Source organism: Tolumonas osonensis (genome assembly GCF_014202415.1).
Lineage (GTDB): Bacteria > Pseudomonadota > Gammaproteobacteria > Enterobacterales > Aeromonadaceae > Tolumonas > Tolumonas osonensis.
This window is the reverse complement of the sequence record NZ_JACHGR010000007.1, coordinates 232,625-256,998: the sequence shown is the minus strand read 5'-3', so window position 1 is coordinate 256,998 and position 24,374 is coordinate 232,625. Positions and strand designations below refer to the sequence as shown.

Annotated in this window: 25 protein-coding genes; 14 read left to right on the top strand and 11 right to left on the bottom strand. The window is 46.1% G+C overall.

Annotated elements, in window-relative coordinates:
* The first annotated feature begins 160 nt into the window (after window positions 1-160).
* Window positions 161-592: an early set domain-containing protein gene (locus HNR75_RS11580; protein ID WP_188027130.1), complete on the top strand. Its 432-nt coding sequence runs from the start codon at window positions 161-163 to the stop codon at window positions 590-592.
* A 220-nt stretch (window positions 593-812) separates the two neighbouring features.
* Here the strand turns inward: HNR75_RS11580 and HNR75_RS11575 are convergent, their stop codons facing one another.
* The 4 genes from HNR75_RS11575 to ygfZ all read right to left on the bottom strand — a co-directional run bounded on the left by HNR75_RS11575 (window position 813) and on the right by ygfZ (window position 6,556).
* Window positions 813-1,679, bottom strand: a complete 867-nt coding sequence (locus HNR75_RS11575) for a Tim44 domain-containing protein (protein WP_188027129.1) — start codon at window positions 1,677-1,679, stop codon at window positions 813-815.
* Between the two features lie 176 nt (window positions 1,680-1,855).
* The gene (gene ptsG / locus HNR75_RS11570; protein WP_188027128.1) at window positions 1,856-3,307 is read right to left on the bottom strand and encodes a PTS glucose transporter subunit IIBC; all 1,452 of its coding nucleotides are present in this window, start codon (window positions 3,305-3,307) and stop codon (window positions 1,856-1,858) included.
* Between the two features lie 480 nt (window positions 3,308-3,787).
* Complete coding sequence (gene ptsG, locus HNR75_RS11565; protein ID WP_188027127.1) at window positions 3,788-5,230, bottom strand: PTS glucose transporter subunit IIBC; 1,443 nt, start codon at window positions 5,228-5,230, stop codon at window positions 3,788-3,790.
* Between the two features lie 420 nt (window positions 5,231-5,650).
* Window positions 5,651-6,556: a tRNA-modifying protein YgfZ gene (ygfZ, locus tag HNR75_RS11560; protein ID WP_188027126.1), complete on the bottom strand. Its 906-nt coding sequence runs from the start codon at window positions 6,554-6,556 to the stop codon at window positions 5,651-5,653.
* Between the two features lie 91 nt (window positions 6,557-6,647).
* On the opposite strand from ygfZ, the gene HNR75_RS11555 reads away from it, so the two are divergent.
* Together HNR75_RS11555 and HNR75_RS11550 are read left to right on the top strand one after the other, a co-directional pair.
* Window positions 6,648-6,905: a succinate dehydrogenase assembly factor 2 gene (locus HNR75_RS11555; RefSeq protein WP_188027125.1), complete on the top strand. Its 258-nt coding sequence runs from the start codon at window positions 6,648-6,650 to the stop codon at window positions 6,903-6,905.
* Complete coding sequence (locus tag HNR75_RS11550) at window positions 6,874-7,257, top strand: protein YgfX (protein WP_188027124.1); 384 nt, start codon at window positions 6,874-6,876, stop codon at window positions 7,255-7,257. Before HNR75_RS11555 ends, HNR75_RS11550 begins: the two co-directional genes overlap by 32 nt.
* On the opposite strand, the gene nadB is transcribed toward HNR75_RS11550, so the two are convergent.
* Window positions 7,254-8,867: an L-aspartate oxidase gene (gene nadB, locus HNR75_RS11545; RefSeq protein ID WP_188027123.1), complete on the bottom strand. Its 1,614-nt coding sequence runs from the start codon at window positions 8,865-8,867 to the stop codon at window positions 7,254-7,256. The genes HNR75_RS11550 and nadB overlap by 4 nt on opposite strands.
* A gap of 169 nt (window positions 8,868-9,036) precedes the next feature.
* Here nadB and rpoE point away from each other — a divergent pair, with 169 nt between their 5' ends.
* From rpoE to pdxJ, 10 genes are all read left to right on the top strand, one after another.
* Complete coding sequence (gene rpoE, locus HNR75_RS11540) at window positions 9,037-9,627, top strand: RNA polymerase sigma factor RpoE (RefSeq protein WP_188027122.1); 591 nt, start codon at window positions 9,037-9,039, stop codon at window positions 9,625-9,627.
* Between the two features lie 35 nt (window positions 9,628-9,662).
* Window positions 9,663-10,241, top strand: a complete 579-nt coding sequence (locus HNR75_RS11535) for a sigma-E factor negative regulatory protein (protein WP_188027121.1) — start codon at window positions 9,663-9,665, stop codon at window positions 10,239-10,241.
* Window positions 10,242-10,251: 10 nt separating this feature from the next.
* Window positions 10,252-11,214, top strand: a complete 963-nt coding sequence (locus tag HNR75_RS11530; protein ID WP_188027120.1) for a MucB/RseB C-terminal domain-containing protein — start codon at window positions 10,252-10,254, stop codon at window positions 11,212-11,214.
* A gap of 11 nt (window positions 11,215-11,225) precedes the next feature.
* Window positions 11,226-11,696, top strand: a complete 471-nt coding sequence (locus HNR75_RS11525) for a SoxR reducing system RseC family protein (protein WP_188027119.1) — start codon at window positions 11,226-11,228, stop codon at window positions 11,694-11,696.
* A 137-nt stretch (window positions 11,697-11,833) separates the two neighbouring features.
* Entirely contained in the window at window positions 11,834-13,630 is a 1,797-nt protein-coding gene (gene lepA / locus HNR75_RS11520) for a translation elongation factor 4 (RefSeq protein WP_188027118.1), read from the top strand.
* A 3-nt stretch (window positions 13,631-13,633) separates the two neighbouring features.
* A complete protein-coding gene (gene lepB / locus HNR75_RS11515) occupies window positions 13,634-14,554 on the top strand; it encodes a signal peptidase I (RefSeq protein ID WP_188027117.1) in 921 nt (306 codons plus the stop codon).
* A complete protein-coding gene (rnc, locus tag HNR75_RS11510) occupies window positions 14,551-15,222 on the top strand; it encodes a ribonuclease III (protein WP_188027116.1) in 672 nt (223 codons plus the stop codon). The genes lepB and rnc overlap by 4 nt, the downstream gene beginning before the upstream one ends.
* Window positions 15,219-16,121 (top strand): GTPase Era, encoded by a 903-nt coding sequence (era, locus tag HNR75_RS11505; RefSeq protein ID WP_188027115.1) that lies wholly within the window; start codon window positions 15,219-15,221, stop codon window positions 16,119-16,121. The genes rnc and era overlap by 4 nt, the downstream gene beginning before the upstream one ends.
* Complete coding sequence (recO, locus tag HNR75_RS11500) at window positions 16,114-16,833, top strand: DNA repair protein RecO (RefSeq protein ID WP_188027114.1); 720 nt, start codon at window positions 16,114-16,116, stop codon at window positions 16,831-16,833. The genes era and recO overlap by 8 nt, the downstream gene beginning before the upstream one ends.
* Complete coding sequence (gene pdxJ / locus HNR75_RS11495) at window positions 16,830-17,561, top strand: pyridoxine 5'-phosphate synthase (RefSeq protein WP_188027113.1); 732 nt, start codon at window positions 16,830-16,832, stop codon at window positions 17,559-17,561. Before recO ends, pdxJ begins: the two co-directional genes overlap by 4 nt.
* A 74-nt stretch (window positions 17,562-17,635) precedes the next feature.
* Here pdxJ and HNR75_RS11490 read toward each other — a convergent pair whose 3' ends face one another.
* The 3 genes from HNR75_RS11490 to HNR75_RS11480 all read right to left on the bottom strand — a co-directional run bounded on the left by HNR75_RS11490 (window position 17,636) and on the right by HNR75_RS11480 (window position 21,985).
* Window positions 17,636-18,796, bottom strand: coding sequence for a type III PLP-dependent enzyme (locus HNR75_RS11490; RefSeq protein ID WP_188027112.1), 1,161 nt, complete (start codon window positions 18,794-18,796; stop codon window positions 17,636-17,638).
* A gap of 399 nt (window positions 18,797-19,195) precedes the next feature.
* Complete coding sequence (locus HNR75_RS11485; RefSeq protein ID WP_188027111.1) at window positions 19,196-20,044, bottom strand: 23S rRNA (adenine(2030)-N(6))-methyltransferase RlmJ; 849 nt, start codon at window positions 20,042-20,044, stop codon at window positions 19,196-19,198.
* 3 nt (window positions 20,045-20,047) lie between these two features.
* Entirely contained in the window at window positions 20,048-21,985 is a 1,938-nt protein-coding gene (locus tag HNR75_RS11480) for an ABC transporter ATP-binding protein (RefSeq protein WP_188027110.1), read from the bottom strand.
* Between the two features lie 153 nt (window positions 21,986-22,138).
* Here HNR75_RS11480 and HNR75_RS11475 point away from each other — a divergent pair, with 153 nt between their 5' ends.
* A complete protein-coding gene (locus HNR75_RS11475; protein WP_188027109.1) occupies window positions 22,139-22,762 on the top strand; it encodes an FKBP-type peptidyl-prolyl cis-trans isomerase in 624 nt (207 codons plus the stop codon).
* Window positions 22,763-22,837: 75 nt separating this feature from the next.
* Here the strand turns inward: HNR75_RS11475 and fur are convergent, their stop codons facing one another.
* From fur to ybfE, 3 genes are all read right to left on the bottom strand, one after another.
* Window positions 22,838-23,269 carry a ferric iron uptake transcriptional regulator gene (fur, locus tag HNR75_RS11470; protein ID WP_188027108.1) on the bottom strand — a complete coding sequence of 144 codons (432 nt, stop codon included), beginning with the start codon at window positions 23,267-23,269 and terminating at the stop codon, window positions 22,838-22,840.
* Between the two features lie 160 nt (window positions 23,270-23,429).
* Entirely contained in the window at window positions 23,430-23,954 is a 525-nt protein-coding gene (gene fldA, locus HNR75_RS11465; protein ID WP_188027107.1) for a flavodoxin FldA, read from the bottom strand.
* Window positions 23,955-23,998: 44 nt separating this feature from the next.
* Window positions 23,999-24,292, bottom strand: coding sequence for a LexA regulated protein (ybfE, locus tag HNR75_RS11460; protein WP_188027106.1), 294 nt, complete (start codon window positions 24,290-24,292; stop codon window positions 23,999-24,001).
* Between the last annotated feature and the right edge of the window lie 82 nt (window positions 24,293-24,374).

Here is a 24,374-nt window from a genome sequence, read left to right as displayed (position 1 = left end):
TAAGGGTGAGGTCCCCAGTTCGACTCTGGGTATCAGCACCATTGAAAAGAATAAAGCCCTGAGCAACTGCTCAGGGCTTTTTGTTTTTCTTTTTTTAATTTTATCAATCAATTAGTTGTTATAATTCAGCCAATATATTTCTCAGAGTAAGGATGCGGGCATGAGGCTGGTAATATCATTAATCGCTGGTGTATTGATCGTAGGCTGTAGTTCTCAGTCAAATCAACATGATATTCAGGATCGTGTTTCTTCCGGCTCTGTGCTGTTTCTCCGTGGAGATATGACTAATTGGGATGCTCTTCCTGAATATAAAGTTCAACAAACATCTACTCGTTTATTCAGTGTAAAAGCGAACCTTCCTGAAGCAGGAAAAACATACCATTTTAAATTTGCTGATGCCCAATGGAATCCTTCTATGAATTATGGCACGGCTATTGATGATGCAGCATTAAGCTTAAATAGACCTTTGCCTGTTCGGGCTTATAGTTATCTGGATGAATTGAAATTTACGCCGGAACAAGCCGGAACCTACGAGTTTATGCTGGATTTTCGTGGTCATAAGCCAGTTGCTTTGGTCAAGCTGGCACAGTAAATCATAAATGGCAGCTTGAACTGACGAAGATTATTCACTCATAAAAATAAAATATTTATTTATAAAACAATATGTTATTTCTTGGTCTCGGTAGAATGACAAAAGGCGAAGTCATATCCATAAGTTGTATTTTTCAGTTAAAAATAAAAAACGCGCTGAATTTCTCCAGCGCGTTTTTACTATTCAGTAATACAAGATAGATAGAATAGATATTGGTGTATCAGTTATTTTCTATACCGACAATCAACCATGGTGCATTTGTTACGATTAGATCGCGTTCCAGATGCCACACTTCGTTGATATCCTCTTCAATGCCTTCTACTACGTCACGGTAGCGGCCTTTAAATAAAACACTCACTTGGGCCAAATTAGTTTTTCGTTCAGCCCGAACTAATTCCGCACTCACAAACATGACTTCAGTATGTTGTTCGCCAGAATAGTTTGCTCGTTCCTGTTTAAGTTCATTGAATAACTCGGGTGTAACATATTCCTGTATTTTTGAAAAATCATTATCATTCCATGCAGTTTGCAACGTTCGGTAATGATCACACGCGCCTTTTATGAACGCAGGGATATCAAAGCCAGCAGGCAAATCAAACGGTATAGCATCTGCTGAAGATGTGAAAGATCCGCTGGTTGCATATCCTGGTTGCAGAGATTCTGGTTCGACATTTTGCTTGGTCTGGTACGGCATAATACTATAGGCAGGTTGTGGTCCTGCTGCTGTGATTGTTTTTCGGCTTCGCAGGAAACGGAAAATAAGGAATGCAACACCAGCCATCAGGAGAATATCGAAGATTTGTAAACCTTCAAATGCGCCACTTCCTAATAACCAGGCAAATAAGCCGCCAGCAAGTAATCCGCCAAGCAGTCCACCCATCAAACCGCTTTTATTAGGCTGGGCTTGTTTGTTTAATGTTGGATTTGTTGTGTTTGTTGCTGTTTGTGTCGGTTGTGCGGGAGCCGTTTTATAGCTTCGGCCAAATGATTTACTGCCACCAAACTTTCTTGCTTCAGCATGTTCAGAGAATAATGAAATGCTGAATACAAGAGAAAAAATGGTAAGCATGGAGAAAAGTTTACGCATATCTTTATCCTTGAAGGTTATATACACGTAACATCCTATCCTTAAGATAGAAACCGTCAATTCAGTTAGCTAGTTGGAATTGCTCGGTATAACTGAGTAATTCGTTGTTATTAGATAAAATAAACCCCTCGACAAGGCGAGGGGTTTAGATAACGGATTAAAATAGCTAAACAGAATTAGTTTGCTTTTATCCACTGATCCATATCGGTTTTCAGGTTGTCGGATTTGGTGCCAAAAATTGCCTGTACACCAGTGCCCGCAATTACTACGCCGGCAGCACCTAAAGACTTCAGTTTGGATTGGTTAACATTCTCTGTGCTTTTCACACTAACGCGTAAGCGTGTGATGCATGCATCCAGGTTAGTGATGTTGTCTTTACCGCCGAATGCATGAACCAATTCTCCTGCCAGCTCAGAACCAGATAAAGCTTTGTCTTCAGCTGATTCTTCTTCACGACCTGGTGTTTTCAGATTCAGGAATTTAATAACTGCACGGAATACGGTGTAGTAGACAGCTGCGTAGCACAGACCGATCAGTGGGAACATGATCAGGTTACTACCTTTGTTACCCAGAACACTCAGAACCAGGAAATCAATCAGACCATGAGAGAAGCTGGTGCCTGCACTCATATTCAGAGCGATACATGCTACAAATGCCAAACCTGCCAGCACAGCATGAATTGCATACAATACCGGTGCAACAAACATGAATGAGAATTCAATTGGTTCTGTAATACCGGTCAGGAATGAAGTCAGTGCAGCAGAGATCATAATACCGCCAACTTTAGCGCGGTTCTCTGGCTTAGCACTGTGCCAGATCGCAATAGCGGCAGCAGGCAGACCGTACATTTTGAACAGGAAACCACCAGCCAGTTTACCAGCAGTTGGATCGCCAGCGATAAAACGAGGAATATCGCCATGGAATACTTGGCCAGCGGCATTAGTGAATGAGCCTACCTGCATCTGGAATGGTACGTTCCAGATATGATGCAGACCGAAAGGCACCAGTGAACGTTCAACAAGACCATAGATACCAAATGCCAGTGTAGGGTTCTGGTATGCAGCCCATTGTGAGAACAAATCAATGGCATGTCCTACCGGAGGCCAAATGAAAGACAAAATTACCGCAGCAATAATGACGGAGAAACCGGTAATGATTGGTACAAAACGTTTGCCGGCAAAGAACCCCAGATATTCAGGTAACTGAATACGATAGAAGCGGTTGAACATAAATGCGGCGATCGCACCAGCAATAATACCGCCCAGAACACCGGTATTGGACATGTGTTCTACTTGTACCGCATAGTCAGCTGCTGAAGGATCCAGGCCAGCAATAAATGGTGCTGCTACGGTCATGGTTTTGGTCAGGATGGCATAACCTACAGTCGCAGCCAATGCAGCTACACCATCATTATTGGTAAAGCCTAAAGCGACACCAATAGCGAAAATAAGAGCCATATTACCAAATACGGCACCACCAGCCTGAGCCATAACTTGTGAAACTACCGCGGGCAACCAGCTAAAATTGGCGGAACCGACGCCAAGCAGAATACCTGCTACTGGCAATACGGAAACCGGTAACATCAGCGATTTACCGACTTTTTGCAAATTTGCAAACGCATTACTCATTTAGAAACTCCTGATGAGTGTATTGATAGGGAAACCAGAATTTTTTATTATCGTCAAACTTTGATTTCGATCGTTGCATGTGACCAGAACATCGAGCGAGTGCGATATTGGTGAAAAACGAAGCATTGATCTCAATAATTATTTTCAATGCCAAGCCAAGAAAAGGCAATAGAGAGGGATGTAAGTTATTATTAATAAACTGTTTAATGGTTTCCTGCTGTTTCTTTTTATTCTTTATTCTTACAAAACGCTTCATATCGAAAGTAAATGTAACGGGTTTTCTGTGGTTTTTTCTTTTGTATGAAGGTTTTGCCTGTGTTTTTATGAGGCTTTCTTTCGAAAAATAATATTTAAAATAAAACCCAAAACACCCAAAGTTTTATGCTCCCGAAGCTATTGGATATTTTATGTATTGCATTTTGGGAATAAAAAACCCCTCCGAAGAGGGGTTAAAATGGAAACCGTAGTTTCTTATTTAATTTAGTTTGAGTGAATCCAGTGGTCCATATCAGTTTTCAAATTGTCTGATTTGGTGCCGAAGATAGCCTGAATACCGGAGCCTGCGACAACAACACCTGCAGCACCCAGAGATTTCAGTTTAGCCTGGTCTACTTTAGATACGTCTTTCACTGTAACACGCAGACGAGTGATGCAAGCATCCAGGTTGGTAATGTTTTCTTTACCACCGAATGCATGAACCAGTTCACCAGCCATTTCTGAACCTGACAACGCTGTTTCTTCAGAAGATTCTTCTTCACGACCAGGGGTTTTCAGATCCAGTGCAGTGATTGCTACACGGAACACGGTGTAGTAAATGGCTGCGTAGATCAGACCGATAACCGGGAACATCCAGCCTTTAGAAGACTGAGAGAACAGTACCAGGAAGTCAATCAACCCGTGAGAGAAGGTAGTACCATGTTTCATGCCCAGCAGGATCATCACGATGAAGGCAGAACCAGCCAGCAGAGCATGAATCGCGTACAGTACTGGTGCAACGAACAGGAAGGCGAATTCGATTGGCTCAGTAATACCGGTCAGGAATGAAGTCAGCGCAGCTGAAATCATAATACCGCCGATTTTTGCACGGTTTTCTGGTTTTGCTGTGTGCCACATAGCGATAGCTGCAGCAGGCAGACCGTACATTTTGAACATGTAGCCACCAGCCAGGTTACCTGCGGTCGCGTCACCAGCGATGTAGCGAGCGATTTCACCATGGAATACCTGACCAGCTGCGTTAGTGTATTCACCTACTTCGAAGAAGAATGGCGCATTCCAGATATGATGCAGACCGAACGGGATCAGCGAGCGTTCTACAACGCCGTAGATACCGAAAGCCAGCGCAGGGTTTTGATATGCCGCCCAGTGAGAGAATGCTTTGATAGCACCACCGATTGGAGGCCAAATGAAGGCCAGCACAACACCAGCTGCAATAGCTACAATACCGGTTGACAACGGAACGAAACGTTTACCGGCAAAGAAACCCAGATACTCAGGTAACTGAATACGATAGAAACGGTTGAACATGTACGCAGCGATACCGCCGGCAATAACGCCGCCCAGTACACCAACGTTTGATACTTTATCTGCCTGAGCTGCGAAATCAGCAGCGGCAGGGTCTAAGCCAGCCAGCAGAGGGGCAACTACAGTAACAGTTTTAGTCAGAATGAAGTAACCAACAGCAGCAGCCAGACCAGCAACACCGTCGTTTTTGGTAAAGCCTAATGCTACACCGATTGCAAACAGCAATGCCATGTTACCGAATACCGCACCACCTGCTTGTTCCATAACAGATGACAGGGTGGCAGGCAGAATGCTGAATTTAGCCGCACCGACACCCAGCAGAATACCTGCTACGGGCAGTACGGATACAGGCAGCATCAGTGCCTTACCGACTTGTTGAAGACTTGCGAACAAATTTTTCATATTAGTGAGCTCCTGAGGAGTGTGCGTCCTATTAATGAATTGAACTACACGGGTTTCGATTTAAAGAAACCACTCGTTATATTCTGTGTATTTCAACGAAGATAATGATAGTTGAATTAATTCTTCTCAGAAGGGAATAAACATGGAAATAAAATATAGATCACATAGATGATTGTTTCTTATTTATTACCAGAGCAACAATACAAATTAATATGTAACCTATTATACCTATTGTGTTTTTATATATTTAAACATTTCTTTTTCTTTTTAATTGTTTCACATTATTTTTGTTTGAAACAAATTGTAACATAAGTGTTTGTTTGTAATCCCCTGTGTTCTTCGACTTATTCATAAGACTGAGATAAGTGGAGTAAAAGGGGGGGCCTGTTCCGGTTAAGTGGGATAACCGGAACAAAGATTTTAATCTAAGGGATAAGGTAGTGGAATTATAGTAAAATTGGTGTCGGGATCATTTTCTACCCGGAAAAGGCTGTCATGTTGTGTATCTGATGCCAGCACAACAGAAAGTAAGACCTGCTCCTGTTTTTGCCAGACATCCAGAATTGTACCAGTTCCTCTCCATTGCTCACCGATCTGACGTTCCAGCACAGTATCTGTTGTAACTGGTTTAGCGGAATGACCTTGCAGAATGAACAGTGCCCGGTTATTGGCTCCCCGGTATTTGGCGCGGGCTATTATTTCTTGTCCTGTATAACAGCCCTTTGTGAAGCTAATCGCATGCAAGGCTTGTAAATTAAGCGCCTGTGGTATGAATTCTGCCTGAGTGCGTTTACTTAGCTGAGGGATACCATCCAGAATATCCAGTCCATACCAGTCTGCAGCGGGTTGTTCAGGCAAAGAGAGTGTCAAAGGGGGTTGCTTTTCACTCAGCATCAACCAGCGATCGGCGGCTACTTGCAGTTTTATTTCATTTGCGTTGCCGTGGACAGTATTGTTCAGCCAGTTATCGGTGCCAGTACCCGCTATCCCGGTGACATGATATTGCTCGCTGATGTCTGTAATGCTTACTTTAGAAAAAACAGCATATTTCTTAAACTCGGCTAACTGTATGTCTGTCAGTTCTTTTTTATAAATCAGTAGCAGATCCTGTTCACGTCTGACTAGTCTGAATATGGCCAGCACTTTTCCTTTCGGGGTACAGTGTGCGCCCAAAGTACTTTGCCCCGGGGCTAATGCCGTGACGTCGCAGGTAACTTGACCGTGCAGATATTTGATGGCATCCGGACCTTCCAGACGGATCACTGCTATATCATTCAAATGATATACACTAGGCTCAGAAGGAAATAAAAGTCTTTCATTCATCATGGTTTTTCCACTTAGGGATGGTAATTCATGGTAAATAACAGACTATTATTTGTCAGCTGATATTGCTGAGATTATCAGAGGAAATCATGATATGAGTGTTGAATTGTCAAGACTACGCTGGGCTTGTCGCCGAGGGATGCTGGAGTTGGATACGATCCTGGCTCCTTTTCTTGAACATGATTACACAGGGCTTTCTGAGTCACTACAGGATGATTTCCGGCGTGTGCTCGAATGCTCTGATCTGGAGTTGTTTTATTGTCTGTTACGTTCAGAGGTTCCGTCAGATCTATCATTACAGCCTATATTGGGAGTGATTCGTGAAAAACATCAGGCACGTCATTCGGGTTGAACCATCACATCACCACCAGTTATTTCTGCTGATTGGTCATATCATTCTTGGGTGGCTGGCATGGATAAGTCTGCATGGTCATCTGTGGCTGATGTTTTTTATTTTGTGGGGATGTTCTTTTTTCTGGTCTTTGTACCATGCCTATCACCGTCGGTTTGTTTTTGAAATGCGTGGTGATGAAGTCTTTATAGACGGGAAATTTTATCATATTACTCCGACGTCTAAGGTTGGCTATGGCTTTATCTGGCTTGTGTTACAAGGGGAAAAAACAACACATTTGTGGTTATTCTCTGACAGTATGGATGAAGCGGAATACCGCCGGATTGCCCGGCGGATCGCTATGCGGACTTAGTAGTCACCAGGAATCAGAATTGTTGGTACCGGATTATCCTGTTGCTCAGGGTAATCCAGGTTGTAATGTAATCCCCGGGACTCTTTGCGTGCCATAGCGGAACGTACCATCAGTTCAGCAACCTGCAGCAAATTACGCAATTCGAGTAAATTGTTTGAAACGCGGAAGTTTGCATAATACTCATGGACTTCCTGCTTGAGCAGATCAATACGGCGTTTGGCGCGTTCCAATCGTTTATTCGTGCGAACTATTCCCACGTAGTCCCACATGAATAGCCGTAATTCATGCCAGTTGTGCTGGATAACAACTTCTTCGTCTGAGTTTGATACCTGACTTTCATCCCATGCCGGTAATGATGGTGGCATACTGCTCATTGGCAAACGAGCTTCGATATCTTTTGCCGCTGATTGCGCGAAAACGATACATTCCAGTATAGAGTTAGATGCCATGCGATTAGCACCATGCAGACCGGTATAAGATACTTCTCCGATTGCATAAAGACCCGGGATATCAGTCTGACCGAATTTATCACTCATTACTCCGCCGCACGTATAGTGAGCAGCCGGAACAACTGGGATAGGTTGTCTGGTGATATCAATTCCCAGTTTCAGACAACGTTCATAGATAGTCGGGAAATGTTTGCGGACGAAATCTGCAGGTTTATGGCTGATATCCAGGAACATACAGTCAGCGCCAAGACGCTTCATTTCATAGTCGATGGCCCGGGCTACGATGTCACGCGGAGCGAGCTCAGCCCGCGAATCGAATTCAGGCATGAAACGCGAACCATCAGGCCGTTTCAGTAATGCGCCTTCACCACGTAATGCTTCAGTCAGCAGGAAGTTACGATCATCGGGGTGAAACAGAGTGGTTGGATGAAACTGGTTAAATTCCATGTTTGCCACACGGCAACCTGCTCGCCATGCCATGGCAATACCATCTCCGGAACTGACATCAGGATTGGAGGTATATTGATAAACTTTAGATGCACCGCCTGTTGCCAGTGCGACAAATCGTGCTCTGACTGTTTCGACCTGTTCTTTAGTCCGGTTCCAGATATAGGCACCTAATACCCGGTTGCCCGGAATGCCCAGTTTTCTGGTGGTAATAAGGTCGACAGCATTGAAACGCTCCATTAATTGGATGTTCGGATGTTGTCTGACACGGTCAACCAAGGTGATTTCAACATACTTACCGGTAGAATCGGCTGAGTGGAATATCCGGCGGTGGCTGTGTCCACCTTCACGGGTCAGATGGTATGCCGGTTCACCGTCTTCCGATTTGCCTTCCTCTTTATCAAAAGGAACACCTTGCTGGATCAACCAGTCAATCGACTCTTTTGCATTCTGAGCTGTAAATTCAACAATAGATTTATCGCATAAACCGGCACCAGCATTTAATGTGTCGTTGACGTGCGACTCCACGCTATCTGTTTCTTCAGCAACAGCAGCGATGCCTCCCTGGGCATAATAGGTAGCCCCTTCGCTCAAGGGTCCTTTGCTCAATACCACCACTTTGGCATGATCAGCCAAGCGTAACGCCAAAGTGAGGCCTGCGGCACCACTGCCAATGATCAAAACATCGCAGGAGTATTCAACATTCTGTTTCATAAGTATCATTGGCCTTGATGATTAAAGCTTTATACTAGCCCAACTGATGCTCAGGTACAGCCCGGATCACGTTTTTTTGTCGAGAATAGAACTTTTCTCTAAAAATGTTGTCTGATTAAGTGCGCTACTTCGGGCCGATAATGCGAATAGGGAGGAAATCGGCGTCGATATGAGCGATAGCGATATAGAGATCGATCAACAATTAGTTGAACGAGTGCAACGGGGCGATAAACAGGCATTTAATCTGCTGGTTACCAAATATCAGCGGAAGATAATGAATCTGGTAAGTCGGTATGTCAGTAATTCTGGTGATATTGCTGATGTGGTTCAGGAAGTGTTTATAAGTGCTTATCGTTTCTTGCCTTCATTCAGAAATGACAGTGCTTTTTATACTTGGCTGTATCGTATCGCAGTGAATACGGCAAAGAATTACCTGGTCTCAAATGGCCGCCGTCCACCAGGGGTAGATGTTGATATTATTGATGCAGAACAATATGACTCAGGTGAAGCATTGCGTGATATCGCAAGTCCTGAACGGTTACTGTCATCTGATCAGGTTCGGCAAACCGTAATGGATGCTTTGCAGTCATTACCTGAGGATTTGCGAACGGTCATTACGTTGCGGGAACTTGAGGGCTTGAGTTACGAAGAGATCGCCGAAATTATTGGATGTCCGGTTGGCACTGTTCGTTCTCGTATCTTTCGTGCCCGGGAGTTTATTGATAATCGTCTTAAGGCCGTACTGCAGGGAATAGATTAGGATTATCCTGCTTTGAAATGGAGTAACGGGTTAATATGACAACATCAAAAGAACGCATTTCAGCGCTGATGGATAATCAGTTGCATTCTGAGCAGGCGCTAAAGGCATTATCAGAAGATCCTTCGGCATCTGCTGCCTGGGAGCGTTATCATTTGATCGGTGATGCATTACGTGATGAATTACCGGAACAGTTGGATCTCGATTTGTCACAGCGTATCGCCGATGCTCTGGAACAAGAACCCACTATTTTAGCGCCTAAACCTCGTCGTTCACTGTTCTCTTTGGTCAAACCAAGTGTGAAACAGTTTATTCAGGTTGCCGGGCAATATGGTATTGCGGCTTCTGTTGCTGTCGCTGTTCTTGTGGGTATTCAGCAATATCAGCAAGAAGATGATGCTTTGGCTGGTATTAAACAAACTCCGGTATTAAATACAGTTCCTGTTGGTGGTTCGGCTATCCCGGTCAGTATTAACTTCAATACAGGACGGGTTCATGATGCTCAACAACAGTCTTCAGCCATGACAGAGCAACAACTTCAGGAACACCGTCAGCGTATTGCTCGCTATATTCAGGATCACCAGTTACAACAACGTTTATCACCTGCTGAGCGGTAATTAAATTTTGATGCATCGTATAGTTTTAGCATTCCTTCTTATTGGCTCGTTGGTAACTAAAGCCTCCGCTGAACCCTCAGCAGAGGCTTTGTTATTTCAGATGCAACGTGGTTATCATCACAACAATTTTGAGTTGGTGATGGTGCATATACTACAAAACAACATTGAGCCATTACGTTTGACTCATGGTTGGAATAACCGTACCGAGATAACGCATTTATTGACATTGAGTGGACGACTTGTTGAATATCTGGGAAAAAACAAACAAGTCACATTCGCAGAATCTGCACAAGTGTCATATACGTTGCAGGAGTCCAGATTACCGGGCTTGTGGTTTGCAATGATGAGTTGTTCTCCGGAAACCTTACTTAAGTTTTATGACGTAGTCAGTATGGGCAAGAGCCGGATTGCTGGTCAGGTAGCACAATCAGTTCGTTTGACGGCCAAAGATGACAGTAAATATAGCTTTATCCTCTGGTTAGAACAAAAAACGGGTATTTTGTTACGACTGGATGTGAATGATGCGCAAGGAAATCCGGTTGAGCAGTATTTGGGCATTGATTTCCGCTTTTTATCCGAACATTCTTCAAATATTAAGACGCTTGCCGCTATGAATGTTCCTCCTGCGGAAACCAGCCGGGATATTTATCGTGCAGAGCCGCCATCTCATCAGTGGAAGCTTGGCTGGGTACCACCAGGGTTTGCAGCAAAATCATCCGATCAGCATAAATTAATCGGTAGTGACGAATTAATGGACTACTTTATGCTTAGTGATGGTCTGGTGGATGTTTCTGTCTATATTTCCCGGGCAAACGCTAAACCGGCTGGTCGGGAAACGGAACAAATCGCAATGCATGGCGCGACCTCTATTCTGAGTGTTAACCGGAACGATGGTGTCATTCTGACTGTGGTTGGTGAATTGCCTTTGCCTAGTTTGCGACAGATAGCAGAGACTATTGAGATGAATCGATAGAGGAATAGTCAATGATCGAAGCTATTGCTACCGTTGTAGCTACTAAGTCTGGTTATGTCAGTGTTGAATATCAACGTAAATCAGCATGTGGTCATTGTCAGCATCAATCAAGCTGTGGTATCAGTTCCGGGCATGAGGAAGAACAGGAACATTCAGATCGCATCATTGATATTGCATGTTCTCTTCCGCTGGAAGTTGGTCAGCAGGTCAGAATTGGTATCCCTGAAAAGGGGCTGCTGAAGGGGGCTTTGCTGGTTTATATTTTACCCTTGTTTTTTATTATGTCAGGCGCGGTTATCGGTCAGATTTTTTCCGTTCCGGGAGAAGAATGGCCGGCGATAGCAGGTGCTGTGCTTGGAGGTTATGCCGGATTTATGCTGATGCGTATCAGGTCAGCCAGATTAACAGATAATGATTATAAACCCGTGATTCTCGGTATAACCATTCCTGTTGTTCAGACAGTACAGACCCCTTGCCATTGAATGATTTGTTATTGCACCATGCTCATTCCGGGCGTGTGTGCAATCAGTCGATAGTAATCATAGCTCTGCCGCCGCTAATCCAGTAAAATCCCGTCCAAATTGTCGTTAATTACATGCCATCAGATAACTAAGACCTCATGAAGAATATTCGTAACTTCTCTATTATTGCCCACATCGACCATGGTAAGTCGACTTTGTCAGACCGCTTGATTCAGATCTGCGGCGGTCTATCCGAACGTGAAATGCAGGAACAGGTTCTTGACTCAATGGATCTTGAACGTGAACGTGGCATCACGATCAAGGCACAGAGTGTTACGCTGAACTATAAGGCCAAAGATGGTGAAACCTATCAATTAAACTTCATCGATACACCGGGCCACGTAGACTTTTCCTATGAGGTGTCGCGCTCCCTGGCTGCCTGTGAGGGCGCATTGCTGGTAGTTGATGCCGGGCAGGGGGTTGAAGCGCAGACTTTGGCTAACTGCTATACCGCAATGGAAATGAACCTGGAAGTAGTTCCGGTTCTGAATAAAATCGATTTGCCACAAGCCGAACCAGAACGTGTCGCTGAAGAAATTGAAGATATCGTTGGTATTGATGCGGTGGATGCAGTCCGTTGTTCGGCCAAGACAGGTTTGGGTGTTAATGACGTACTGGAAGATATTGTTAAAAAGATTCCTGCACCGGTTGGCGATCCGGATGCGCCTCTGCAAGCGTTGATTATTGACTCCTGGTTTGATGACTACCTGGGTGTTGTGTCGCTGGTGCGAATTAAAAATGGCAGCCTGAAAAAGAACGATAAGATCAAAGTAATGAGTACCGGTCAGACCTGGGGTGTTGATCGGTTAGGTATCTTTACGCCGAAACAAAAAGACACAACTGAACTGACCTGTGGTGAAGTAGGTTGGGTTGTCTGCGGTATCAAAGATATTCACGGCGCACCGGTCGGTGATACTTTAACGCATGCCAAAAATGGGGCTGATGCGGCCTTGCCCGGTTTTAAAAAGGTTAAACCTCAGGTTTATGCGGGTCTGTTCCCGATTTCTTCTGATGATTATGAAGCCTTCCGTGATGCTCTGGAAAAGTTGTCACTGAATGATGCGTCACTGTTCTATGAACCAGAAAACTCCGCTGCGTTAGGATTTGGTTTCCGTTGTGGTTTCCTGGGTATGCTGCACATGGAAATCATTCAGGAGCGCCTGGAACGTGAATACGACCTGGACCTGATCACGACTGCACCAACCGTAGTATATGAAATCGTGCAGACGGACGGCTCAACGATTCATATTGACAGTCCGGCCCGCTTGCCTGCTGTTACCAGTATCCAGGAACTGAGAGAACCTATTGCGGAATGTAATATTCTGGTGCCGCAGGAGTATCTGGGTAATGTGATCACGTTATGTATTGAGAAACGTGGTGTACAGACCAACATGGTGTATCACGGAAACCAGATTGCACTGACGTATGAGATTCCGATGGCTGAAGTTGTTCTGGATTTCTTTGACCGCCTGAAATCGACCAGTCGTGGTTATGCTTCTCTGGATTATTCATTTAAACGCTTCCAGGAAGCGGATATGGTTCGTTTGGATATAATGATCAATGGTGAACGTGTTGATGCATTGGCAATCATTACGCACCGTGATAATGCTCAAACTCGCGGTCGTCTGCTGGTGGAAAAAATGCGGGAGCTGATCCCTCGTCAGATGTTTGATATTGCTATTCAGGCTGCAATTGGTAACCATATTATTGCCCGTAGTACGGTAAAAGCGATGCGTAAAGACGTATTGGCTAAATGTTATGGTGGTGACGTCAGCCGTAAGAAAAAACTGCTGAATAAGCAGAAGGAAGGTAAAAAGCGCATGAAGTCGCTGGGCCGGGTTGATGTTCCGCAAGAAGCATTCCTGGCTATTCTGCATGTCGGAAAGGATAATTAATTAATGGCTAATACTTTTGCTCTGATTCTGGTTACTGTCACTGCGGTGACAGGCCTTGTCTGGTTGCTGGATCATTGGGTTCTGGTCCGTTTCCGGGCCGCTAAAGCCCGTCGGGCGCAGGCCGCAGCACAGGCTCCGTTGACGGCAGAGGCTATCGAGAAATTAATGACCGAGCCCGTCTGGGTGGAGCAGTGCAAAGGTATATTCCCGGTTATTGCTGCGGTGCTGGTTTTGCGTTCATTTTTATATGAGCCTTTTCAGATCCCTTCAGGTTCTATGATGCCTACATTATTGGAAGGGGATTTCATTCTGGTAAACAAGTACGTTTATGGATTGAAAGAACCGGTGACCAACAGAACGCTGATTGAAACCAGCCATCCGCAGCGTGGTGATGTCGTTGTATTTAAATATCCCGAAAATCCGCGTGTTGACTACATAAAACGTATTATTGGATTGCCTGGAGACAGGGTCGTTTTCCGCAACAAAGAGCTTTACCTGCAGCCAGCCTGTCACGATAGTAAAGTTTGTCCTCAGCTAAAGAAAATTGACGCTGAGTTTATTGAAAGCGGAACATTTTCTCAGCTAAATATGCCTTTGGAGCGTTATTCTGAGAAACTGGCGACAACCCTGCGTCATGAAATTCTGTTAAATAATTATATTCCGGATCGAGTGGGTCAGTATTACCAGCAACCAGGCCAGTCTGTTGGTGAGTGGGTTGTGCCGGAAGGACATTATTTTGCAATGGGAGATAACCGCGATAACAGTCTGGATAGCCGCTTCTGGGGATTCGTACCAGAACGAAATCTGGTTGGAAAAGCGGTTGCTATCTGGATGAGTTTTGAATTCGATCACCCGGAGGGCAGTTCTGTGCCTAAATGGATTCCGACCGGTGTTCGTTTTAATCGTATAGGCAGTATTCAGTGAATGATAAGTTATCTCGCTTAGAGAAAAAGCTCGGCTATCAGTTTCAGAATAAGGATTTATTAATTCGGGCTGTTACACATCGTAGCGCAGGCTCTCGTCATAATGAACGCCTGGAGTTTTTAGGTGATTCTATATTAAGTCTGGTGATCGCCGAGGTGCTTTACCATCGTTTCCCGAATGTCAGTGAGGGAGATATGAGCCGCATGAGAGCGACTCTGGTCCGTGAAAAAACACTGGCTGAACTGGCGCGGGAGTTTGTGTTGGGGGATTACCTCATTCTGGGACCTGGGGAACTGAAAAGCGGCGGGTACCGGCGGGAATCTATTCTGGCTGATACCGTGGAAGCCCTGATCGGTGCTATTTATCTGGATACTAATCTGGAAGGGATCAGGACGTTATTGCTGAACTGGTATAACGAACGGTTAGATTCTATTCGTCCTGGCGTTGAGCAGAAGGATCCAAAAACACGTCTGCAAGAATTTTTGCAGGGGCGTCGTCGTCCGCTACCAACTTATGCTGTAACGGATGTTAAAGGTGAAGCACATAATCAACAGTTTACGGTTGAGTGTGTTATTGATGATGTTGAGGCTGCGTTCGTAGGTATTGGTTCCAGCCGCAGAAAGGCCGAACAGGCCGCTGCTGAAAAAGCACTGGAGCAATTAGCATGACCGAAGAAAAAACCTACTGTGGCTTTGTTGCAATTGTAGGCCGGCCGAATGTGGGTAAATCGACCTTGCTCAATAAATTATTGGGGCAGAAAGTCAGTATTACCTCTCGGAAGCCACAGACAACTCGTCACCGTATCCTGGGCATTGATACTCAAGGTGCTTACCAGACGGTATTTGTGGATACACCGGGTCTGCATATTGAAGAAAAGCGCGCCATTAACCGGTTAATGAACCGGGCCGCGACCAGCTCCTTGGGTGATGTCGAGATGGTGGTTTTTGTCGTCGATGGCACACAATGGACGGATGACGATGAGATGGTGCTGAACAAGCTGCGTCATGTCCGTTGTCCGGTTGTTCTGGCGGTTAACAAGGTCGATAACATCAAGGATAAAGAGGTGTTATTACCTCATCTGCAATGGTTGGCACAAAAAGGCAATTTTGCTGAGATCCTGCCGATCTCAGCGACCAAAGGTACCAATGTCGACAAGATCCGTGAAATGGCCCGTCAGCTGTTACCTGAAGGCCAACACTATTTCCCGGAAGATTATATTACAGATCGCAGCTCCCGCTTTATGGCATCGGAGATTGTGCGTGAAAAATTGATGCGCTTCATGGGCGAGGAGTTACCCTACTCAGTCACGGTTGAGATTGAACGTTTCAAAGTGGAAGAAGATGGTTTATTCCATATTAATGCGCTGATCCTGGTTGAGCGTGAAGGCCAGAAAAAAATGGTGATCGGTAACAAGGGTGAGAAACTCAAGGTTATCGGTACTGAGGCTCGCATGGATATGGAGCGCCTGTTTGGACAACGCGTTTTCCTGGAACTGTGGGTGAAAGTGAAATCCGGCTGGGCCGATGATGAACGCGCCTTGCGTAGCTTAGGTTATGGTGATGACTGAGCCGGAGTTATTACCGGCTTTTGTTTTGCACACCCGTCCATACCGGGAAACCAGTCAACTGGTGGATCTGTTTGTTGCCTCAATGGGGAAAATCTCTGTTGTTGCCAAAGGCTCCCGTTCTTCCCGATCCTCTGTAAAGGGGCTGTTACAGCCCTTTTTACCTCTGCATATTTGCTATAGCGGCAACAGTAGTCTGAAAACACTATCGCAACTTGAGGCTCGCAGTGCACAAATTGTATTGCAGGGGGAGAGGTTGTTCAGTGGCTTGTATCTGAATGAATTGCTGTATTATTTACTGGAACCTGATGCCGAATATCCCGGATTGTTCAGCAGTTATTTTCAGACATTACTGGCGCTATCAAATCAGCAAGAATTGGTTTCGCCGCTGTTAAGACAATTTGAACTGTTGCTGCTGCAGCAATTAGGCTATGGCTCGGATTTTTGTTACGCTGCAGATAGCGGCTTGCCTATTGATCCGGCTTGTTTTTATCGTTATGAACCTGAAGCCGGTTTTGTCACAACGGCATTATGTAACCATTCCGTTTTTTCTGGCAGGGAAATAATCGGAATATCGGAACAAGACTTTTCTGATGAAAATATTTTAGCTGCAGCCCGTCGTTTCAGCCGTCAGGCGTTTGCTGCATTATTAGGTAATCGACCCCTGAAAAGCAGGGAGCTTTATTCTGCATTTATAGCAAGGAGATCAGAGTGAGCAAGATTTTATTGGGTGTGAATATTGATCACGTAGCTACACTGCGTAACGCCCGTGGCACCGCATATCCGGATCCTGTATTTGCTGCGGCACTGGCAGAACAGGCAGGCGCAGAGGGAATTACTGTGCATTTGCGTGAAGATCGCCGTCATATCACGGACCGCGATGTTGAAATTCTGCGCCAGACAATCAAAACGCGCATGAACCTGGAAATGGCCGTTACCGAAGAGATGGTGTCCATTGCCTGTCGCATCAAGCCTCAGTTTGTGTGTCTGGTTCCTGAAAAGCGTCAGGAAGTCACAACAGAAGGTGGTTTGGATGTCGCCTCTCAGGTTGACCGGATCCAGGATGCGGTCAATCGGCTTACAGCTGTCGGGACAAAGGTTTCGCTGTTTATTGATGCCGACCATGTTCAGATTGATGCAGCCGTTGCAGCCGGTGCGCCTTATATCGAGATCCATACCGGACGCTATGCTGATGCTGAAACAGAAGAAGCACAGCTGGAAGAATTAGCCCGTATTACCGAAGCCGCAGCCTATGCCTCGCAAAAAGGTCTGAAAGTGAATGCCGGCCATGGTCTGCATTATCAGAACGTGCAGGCTATCGCTGCGATCCCGGAGATGATTGAACTGAATATTGGCCATGCGATTATCGGTCGGGCTGTATTTACCGGTTTGCCGGAAGCCGTGGCGGAAATGAAGCGTCTGATGCTTGAAGCGCGTCAGTAGTTTTAACTGGCTGAAAAAACAAAGGGCAGCGGATATTCATCGCTGCCCTTTAATTTTGCTTAATTATCTTTAAATCAAGCCATAACTTCCATTGCAGACGCTTCCTGGCTATCAACTACCAGAATGCTTGCTTTACGGAAGAAATTGAATTCGGTTGCTGAGGCCCAGGTATAAGCCCCCATCATTTTACCAACAATGACATCACCGACATTCAGTTCTGGTAAGTCGATATCGTCTGCCAGCACATCAATACTGTCGCAGGTCGGGCCAGCCAGTACGGCAGGCTTTACTTCACCGGTAGCGTAAGGTGCAGACTTCGGATAGTTGATATGATCAAATAGCTGACCACTGTAGCTACCGTACAGGCCATCATCCAGGTAATACCAGATGCGGCCAAAACGCTCAGCCTTGCCCATCACACTTGCGACGGAGGTCATGCACGGTGCACAGATGAAACGGCCTGGCTCAGCCAGTTTACGGATACCGGCAGGGGTATTGTTCAGTGCTTCGCGGATTGGTGCACAGAAATCATAGATATTGAAATCGGCGCCATCAGAGCCGTAGTTCACCGGGAAACCGCCACCAATATCCAGAACCTGCAGCTCAATACCTTCAGCAGCGGCATCACGCAGGATCTGATTACAGGAAGTAATCGCTTCTACATGGCGACGCGCATTCGGCACCTGTGATCCTACATGGAATGACAGGCCAATCACATTCAGACCCATGGCTTTGGCTTTTCGCAGCAGAGGCAAGGCTGCTTCCGGCGTGCAGCCAAATTTTTTGGACAGATCCACTTTGGTTTCCGGATTCGGAAAGCTGACACGCAGTAATAATTGGGCCTGATCCTGATAAGGGATGAACTTATCCAGTTCAACCGGATTATCGAATACGAAAACTTTGCAGCCGTATTCCAGTGCATAACGGATGTCGCCGTCACGCTTGATCGGGTGAGTATGAATACAATCGTCCGGATTGATCTGATTTTCCAGCATCACATCAACTTCGCCGTTCGTGGCTAAATCGAAACCACAACCTTCGGCTTTCAGGGTGGCAACAACAGCTGAATGCGGTAATGGCTTTAACGCATAATGCATACGAACACCCGGCAGGGCGTTAACTAAAGCGCGGTATTGTTTACGGACAGCGGCCTGATCCAGAACCAGCAAGGGTGAACCATAGGTTGCGACCAATTCGCGGTAATCCAGTTCAGCAGGGACGATTTCGTTGTTCATTGTATGTTTACACCTCACAAAAGGGCCACGGCCCTGTCACCAGTGATACGCTCTGTCCGATCAAGCAGAACGCGATGCTTTATAAAAAATCCGGCGCATTATCGGGCTTTTGTGTGACAGTGCAATAGCAAATTTTGCTCTATTTACGCAACAATCTGTCTGATGGACTATTTATCAGCATTAACGGCGGGGAAATGTGTGGTTTTTTGGCAAAAAAATCTAACAAGATAGCCTTTTTTTGGATTTCTGCTTGTAGATATGTCGGTTTTTGGCGGTAAATAAAGAATATTGTGAAAAATATCTATATATAAAAAATTTTGCTCATAAAGATGAAGAGCCATCAGGAAAAAACGGATGTCATTCGAAATTTGGGTATCGAATGACATCCTTTTTCTCGGTTTAACTCTCTGAATTATGCGACTTTATCGTCCAGCTTGCCTGAGGCGTCAGCGCTAATAAGGAACAGAGTTCAGGTAGCAATTTTTCCAGTTGTTGTTCGAACTGCCACGGCGGGTTAAATATAGTCATGCCGGATCCATGCATACCCCAGGTCGGTGACTGCGCCTGAACACTCAGTTCGGCCGTTAGCATCGGGATGCCTAGTTTTTCGCATTCTCTGAGCATGTATTGACTGCGATCAGCTTCTTTACCCAGCAACGGATACCAAACGGCATAAATACCGACTGACCAGCGTTTCCAAGCCTTGGCCAGGGTTTTCACGACACGCTCATAATCCTCTTTTAATTCATAGGGCGGATCGATGAGTGCCAGCCCGCGTCGTGGAGTGGGGGGCGTCAGAGCAACAAGACCTTCAAAACCATCGCGGTGATGTAATGCAACGCGCTTATCACGATGCATATGCTGGCGCAAAATATCGATTTCGTTGTTATGCAGCTCCATCAGGATCAGGCGATCCTGTTCCCTCAGCAGTGAACGGGCAATTTCCGGTGAGCCAGGGTAATAATGCAATTCATCACCACTATTGAGTGCGGTAACGCAGTCCAGATAGCTTTTCAGGGCTGGCCATTTATCTCTTTGCGGCCATAGACGGGCGATGCCATCCAGATATTCTGCTTTCTTGTTCGCCCATTCACCGGTGAGATCATAGCAACCACCACCTGAGTGCGTGTCGAGATAACAGAACGGTTTATCTTTTTGTTTCAGCTGATCAATCAGCAGAGAAATAACCGCGTGTTTTAATATGTCGGCATGGTTGCCAGCATGAAATGCATGACGATAACTAAGCATGTTTTAATCCTGAATCGCCATTTCACTGGCAAATTGTTGTTCCATCTGTTCCAGCTGTTCCGAAATGTCCATCCATTCCAGTTCAGTTTGTTCCAGTTCGTTCTTCAGTGGGCCTTGCTGCGCTAATAAGCCGGTCAGTCTGGTTTTGGCATCATCCTGATAAATGGCCGGATCAGCGAGTGCCTGCTCAATATCATCCAGCTTACTTTGCAGCTTAGCCATCTGTTGTTCATGTTTTTCCAGTTTCTGACGCAAAGGGCGGGTTTGTTGCCGGAAGTCCGCTTCCCGCCGTTTCTGATCTTTACGTGCAGCGGCACTTTGTGGGGCTGCCATGGTGTTACTGTTATCTGTTTTGGCTTCACCGACGTTTTTATCCTGCTCGGTTAACCATTTATGATAATCATCCAGATCGCCATCAAATGCTTCCAGCCGTTTCTGATGAACCAGATAAAACTCATCGGTGGTGGTGCGTAACAAATGCCGATCGTGCGAGACGATCACCATGGCGCCCTCGAAACCCTGCAGTGCCAGCGTCAGCGCTTCACGCATTTCCAGGTCAAGATGGTTGGTTGGTTCGTCGAGTAATAACAGATTCGGTTTCTGCCAGACTAACAAGGCCAATACCAGACGAGCTTTTTCACCGCCAGAGAAAGTATCAACCGCTTCAAGCGCCTGATCACCATGGAAGCCGAATCCGCCCAGGAAATTGCGCAGCTCCTGCTCCGGCCGGTTGCCAGCAATACGGGTCAGATGCTGCAGAGGTGAATCACCCTGTTGCAGCGATTCCAGTTGATGCTGGGCAAAGTAACCAATCTTGACGCCTTTGCTGGGTTCCAGCTTACCGGAAAGAGGTTGGAGTTCACCGGCCAGCAATTTAATGAAGGTGGATTTACCGGCACCGTTTCGCCCCAGCAGACCAATGCGGGAGCCGGGAACCAGATTTAGTTTGATTTTTTCTAGGATCAGCTTTTCACCGTAACCGGCACTTAAATTTTCCATGCTGATCAGTGGTGTTGGCAAAGCGTCTGGTTCACGGAACTGAAACTGGAACTGAGAGTCGACATGAGCCGGAAGAATGAGCTCCATCCGTTCCATCGCTTTCAGACGGCTTTGTGCTTGACGGGCTTTGGTCGCTTTATAGCGGAAGCGGTCGACATAATCCTGCATCTTGCTCAGTGCTTGTTGCTGTTTCTCATACATGGATTGTTGCTGTGCCAGCGCAGATGCTCGTTGGATTTCGAAATCGGAATAGCCCCCGGTATATTCGTTCAATTTGCCATTTTCGATATGAATAATGCGGCCGATGACGCGATCCAGAAAGTCTCGGTCATGCGAAATCAGGATCAGTGTGCCGCGATATGAACGCAACCAGCTTTCCAGCCAGATAACGGCGTCTAAATCCAGGTGGTTAGTCGGTTCATCAAGCAGTAAAAGATCTGAAGGGCAAATCAGTGCCTGTGCCAGGTTAAGACGCATACGCCAGCCCCCCGAGAAGGCGGAGACCGGTTGCTGGTGCTGTTCACTGGTAAAGCCCAGGCCGTGCAGTAATTCTCCCGCACGGGAGCGAACCGTATAGGCACCGGCAGCATCCAACCGGGCATGCAGTTCTGCAATACGAATACCATCGCTTTGTTGTTCTGCGTTTTGTAGCTGTTGCTCCAGGTCGCGGAATTCTTTATCGCCGTCAATGACATAATCCAGCGCAGAACATTCAAGAGCCGGGGTTTCCTGAGCAACGGTTGCGATTTGCCATTGAGCTGGTACAGAAATCGAACCGGCATCAACAGTCAGTTCCCCCTTTAACAGAGCAAAAAAGCTCGATTTTCCGCAACCGTTTTTTCCAACCAGCCCGACTTTCTGACCCGGATGAATAGTGGCGGTAGCTTCTTCTAACAAAGGCTTATTGCCTCGGAGCAGCGTGATTTGAGATACGATGATCATGACGGGAATAATTCTGCGGCCGATAAAGATAAAAAATCATTATACGAAGAAAAGAGTTGTCCGGCAGCACCTGAATGAGATGGTGGTGACTGTGTTTTACCGGATTTTTCCGGTATGCTGACGAAGATAGTTGTCATTTAACCGGGATACATAATGAAGATTACTCATTTGAGCGTAGTAACGCTGGATTACACCGTGTCTGACGATGCGGGCGAAGTGCTGGATACAACCGAAGGGCGTGAGCCGCTTGTTTATCTGCAAGGCAGCGGTTTTTTAGTTCCTGGGCTGGAAAGCGCTTTGTATGATCGTGAAGAAGGCGACAGCTTTGAACTGACTGTTCCAGCGATGGATGCCTACGGTGAATATGAAGAATCTCTGGTGCAGGATGTGCCTGGTGAATTGTTCGACGGCATGGAAGTTGCCGAAGGTGATACGTTTGTTGCGGATACCGATGATGGTCACCGTCCGGTTACTATCGTTGAAGTGTCGGAAGATTTTGTAAAAGTAGATGCAAACCATCCGTTAGCTGGCATGGATCTGCATTTCAAGGTGACTGTGCAAGGCGTCCGCGCTGCGACGGCTGAAGAAATTGCTCATGGTCATGTGCATGGTGACGACGAAGGCTGCGGACATCACCACCATCACGCTCATGGTGAAGGTTGCTGTGGCGGCCATGGTCATGATGATGATCATGAGTGCTGTGGCGGAAAAGGTCATGCACATGATGACGATGATGCGCATGAATGTTGCGGTGGCCACGGTGGCTGCAAACATTAATTGAGCCGCAGAAATAAAAAATCCCGCTATATGCGGGATTTTTTATTGATACCGATTTCGCGCGGCAAAGATCAATTATGCCTTACGATTGGGACAATTCTCTTTGGCACAGTGACCATACAGATACAGACTGTGGTGGGTCAGCTTCATACCATGTTGCGCGGCGATCTCTTTCTGGCGCTGCTCAATAATTTCGTCTGAAAACTCGACGACACTGCCACAATCCAGACATACCAGATGATCATGGTGATGTTGCTGCGCCAGTTCAAAAACAGATTTACCACCTTCGAAGTGGTGGCGCGTTACTATGCCTGCATCATCAAACTGGTTCAGTACACGGTAAACGGTGGCCAGGCCAATCTCTTCACCATTGTCCAGCAGCAGTTTATAAAGGTCTTCCGCACTGATGTGCTGACATTCAGGCTGGCGCAGATACTCTAAAATCTTAACCCGGGGAGAGGTGATTTTTAGTCCGGCATCTTTCAATTGCTGATTATGGTCTGTCATAGCTCTCTGTATTCTTGGGGCAGGTTTGAGACTGCTGCGAGTAGGGCTTACCCCATTATAGGGCGCAAAACAAAGAAAAAGAAATGTGTTACGCGGATGATTCGCATTTATATATAAAATAAAGCCTGTGAAATTCACAGGCTTTACGGAGCGGAGAGAGTTATACCAACTCGGATAAACACATTTCTTCCCGTAATTGCTGGCACCATGCCGCAACACGTTCAGCGGTCAGCTCCGGTTGACGATCTTCGTCGATACCCAGGCCCACAAAATGTTTATCATCTACCAGCGCTTTCGATGCTTCGAACTGATAACCATCGGTCGGCCAGTAACCAACAATAGTGGCGCCTTTTGCCTGTACCAGATCTCGTAAGGTACCCATCGCATCCAGGAAGTATTCAGCATAATCTTCCTGATCACCACAACCAAAAATGGCAACCAGTTTGCTGCTGAAATCGACTTTTTCCAGTTCCGGATAGAAATCATCCCAGTCAGCTTGAGATTCGCCGTAATACCAGGTTGGAATGCCCAAGATCAGCAAATCATATTTCTCAAAATCAGCGTGGGTACTCTGCGCCACGTCCAGTACATCAACCAGATCGCTGCCCAGTTCTTTCTGGATCATGCCGGCAACGGCTTCGGTATTACCGGTGTCACTGCCAAAGAACAGACCTATCAGTGCCATAAAATGAGTTTTCCTTGTTCGTCGGAATTCAAAAATGCTGTTTACTATTTTAGCTGGGTGGAGCGCTGAGTGCTAACGTATTCCCGGACCAGCTCCTGAATAAGTTCTGACCGGCTAATACTACGGGCATCTGCCAGCTGATTGAGATCATCCAATAACGTGGCCTCGAGTTTGAGTTCAACCCGGTGGAGCCCTTTTTCCTTATCCCGTTTCAGCTGATTACGTTTATTGATTTTCAGCTGTAATTCACGTGGATGAGGATTAGTCTTGGGGCGCCCTGGACGCTTTTCGTCAGCAAACAGATCCAGTGTGGTACGATCCGATCGATGTTTTGCCATATATAAAACTACTTTCAGACAAGGTTCAGGTGCGAGCTTTCTCAATAGGGGGCGCACTATATCACAATGTGAAAGAAAGCAT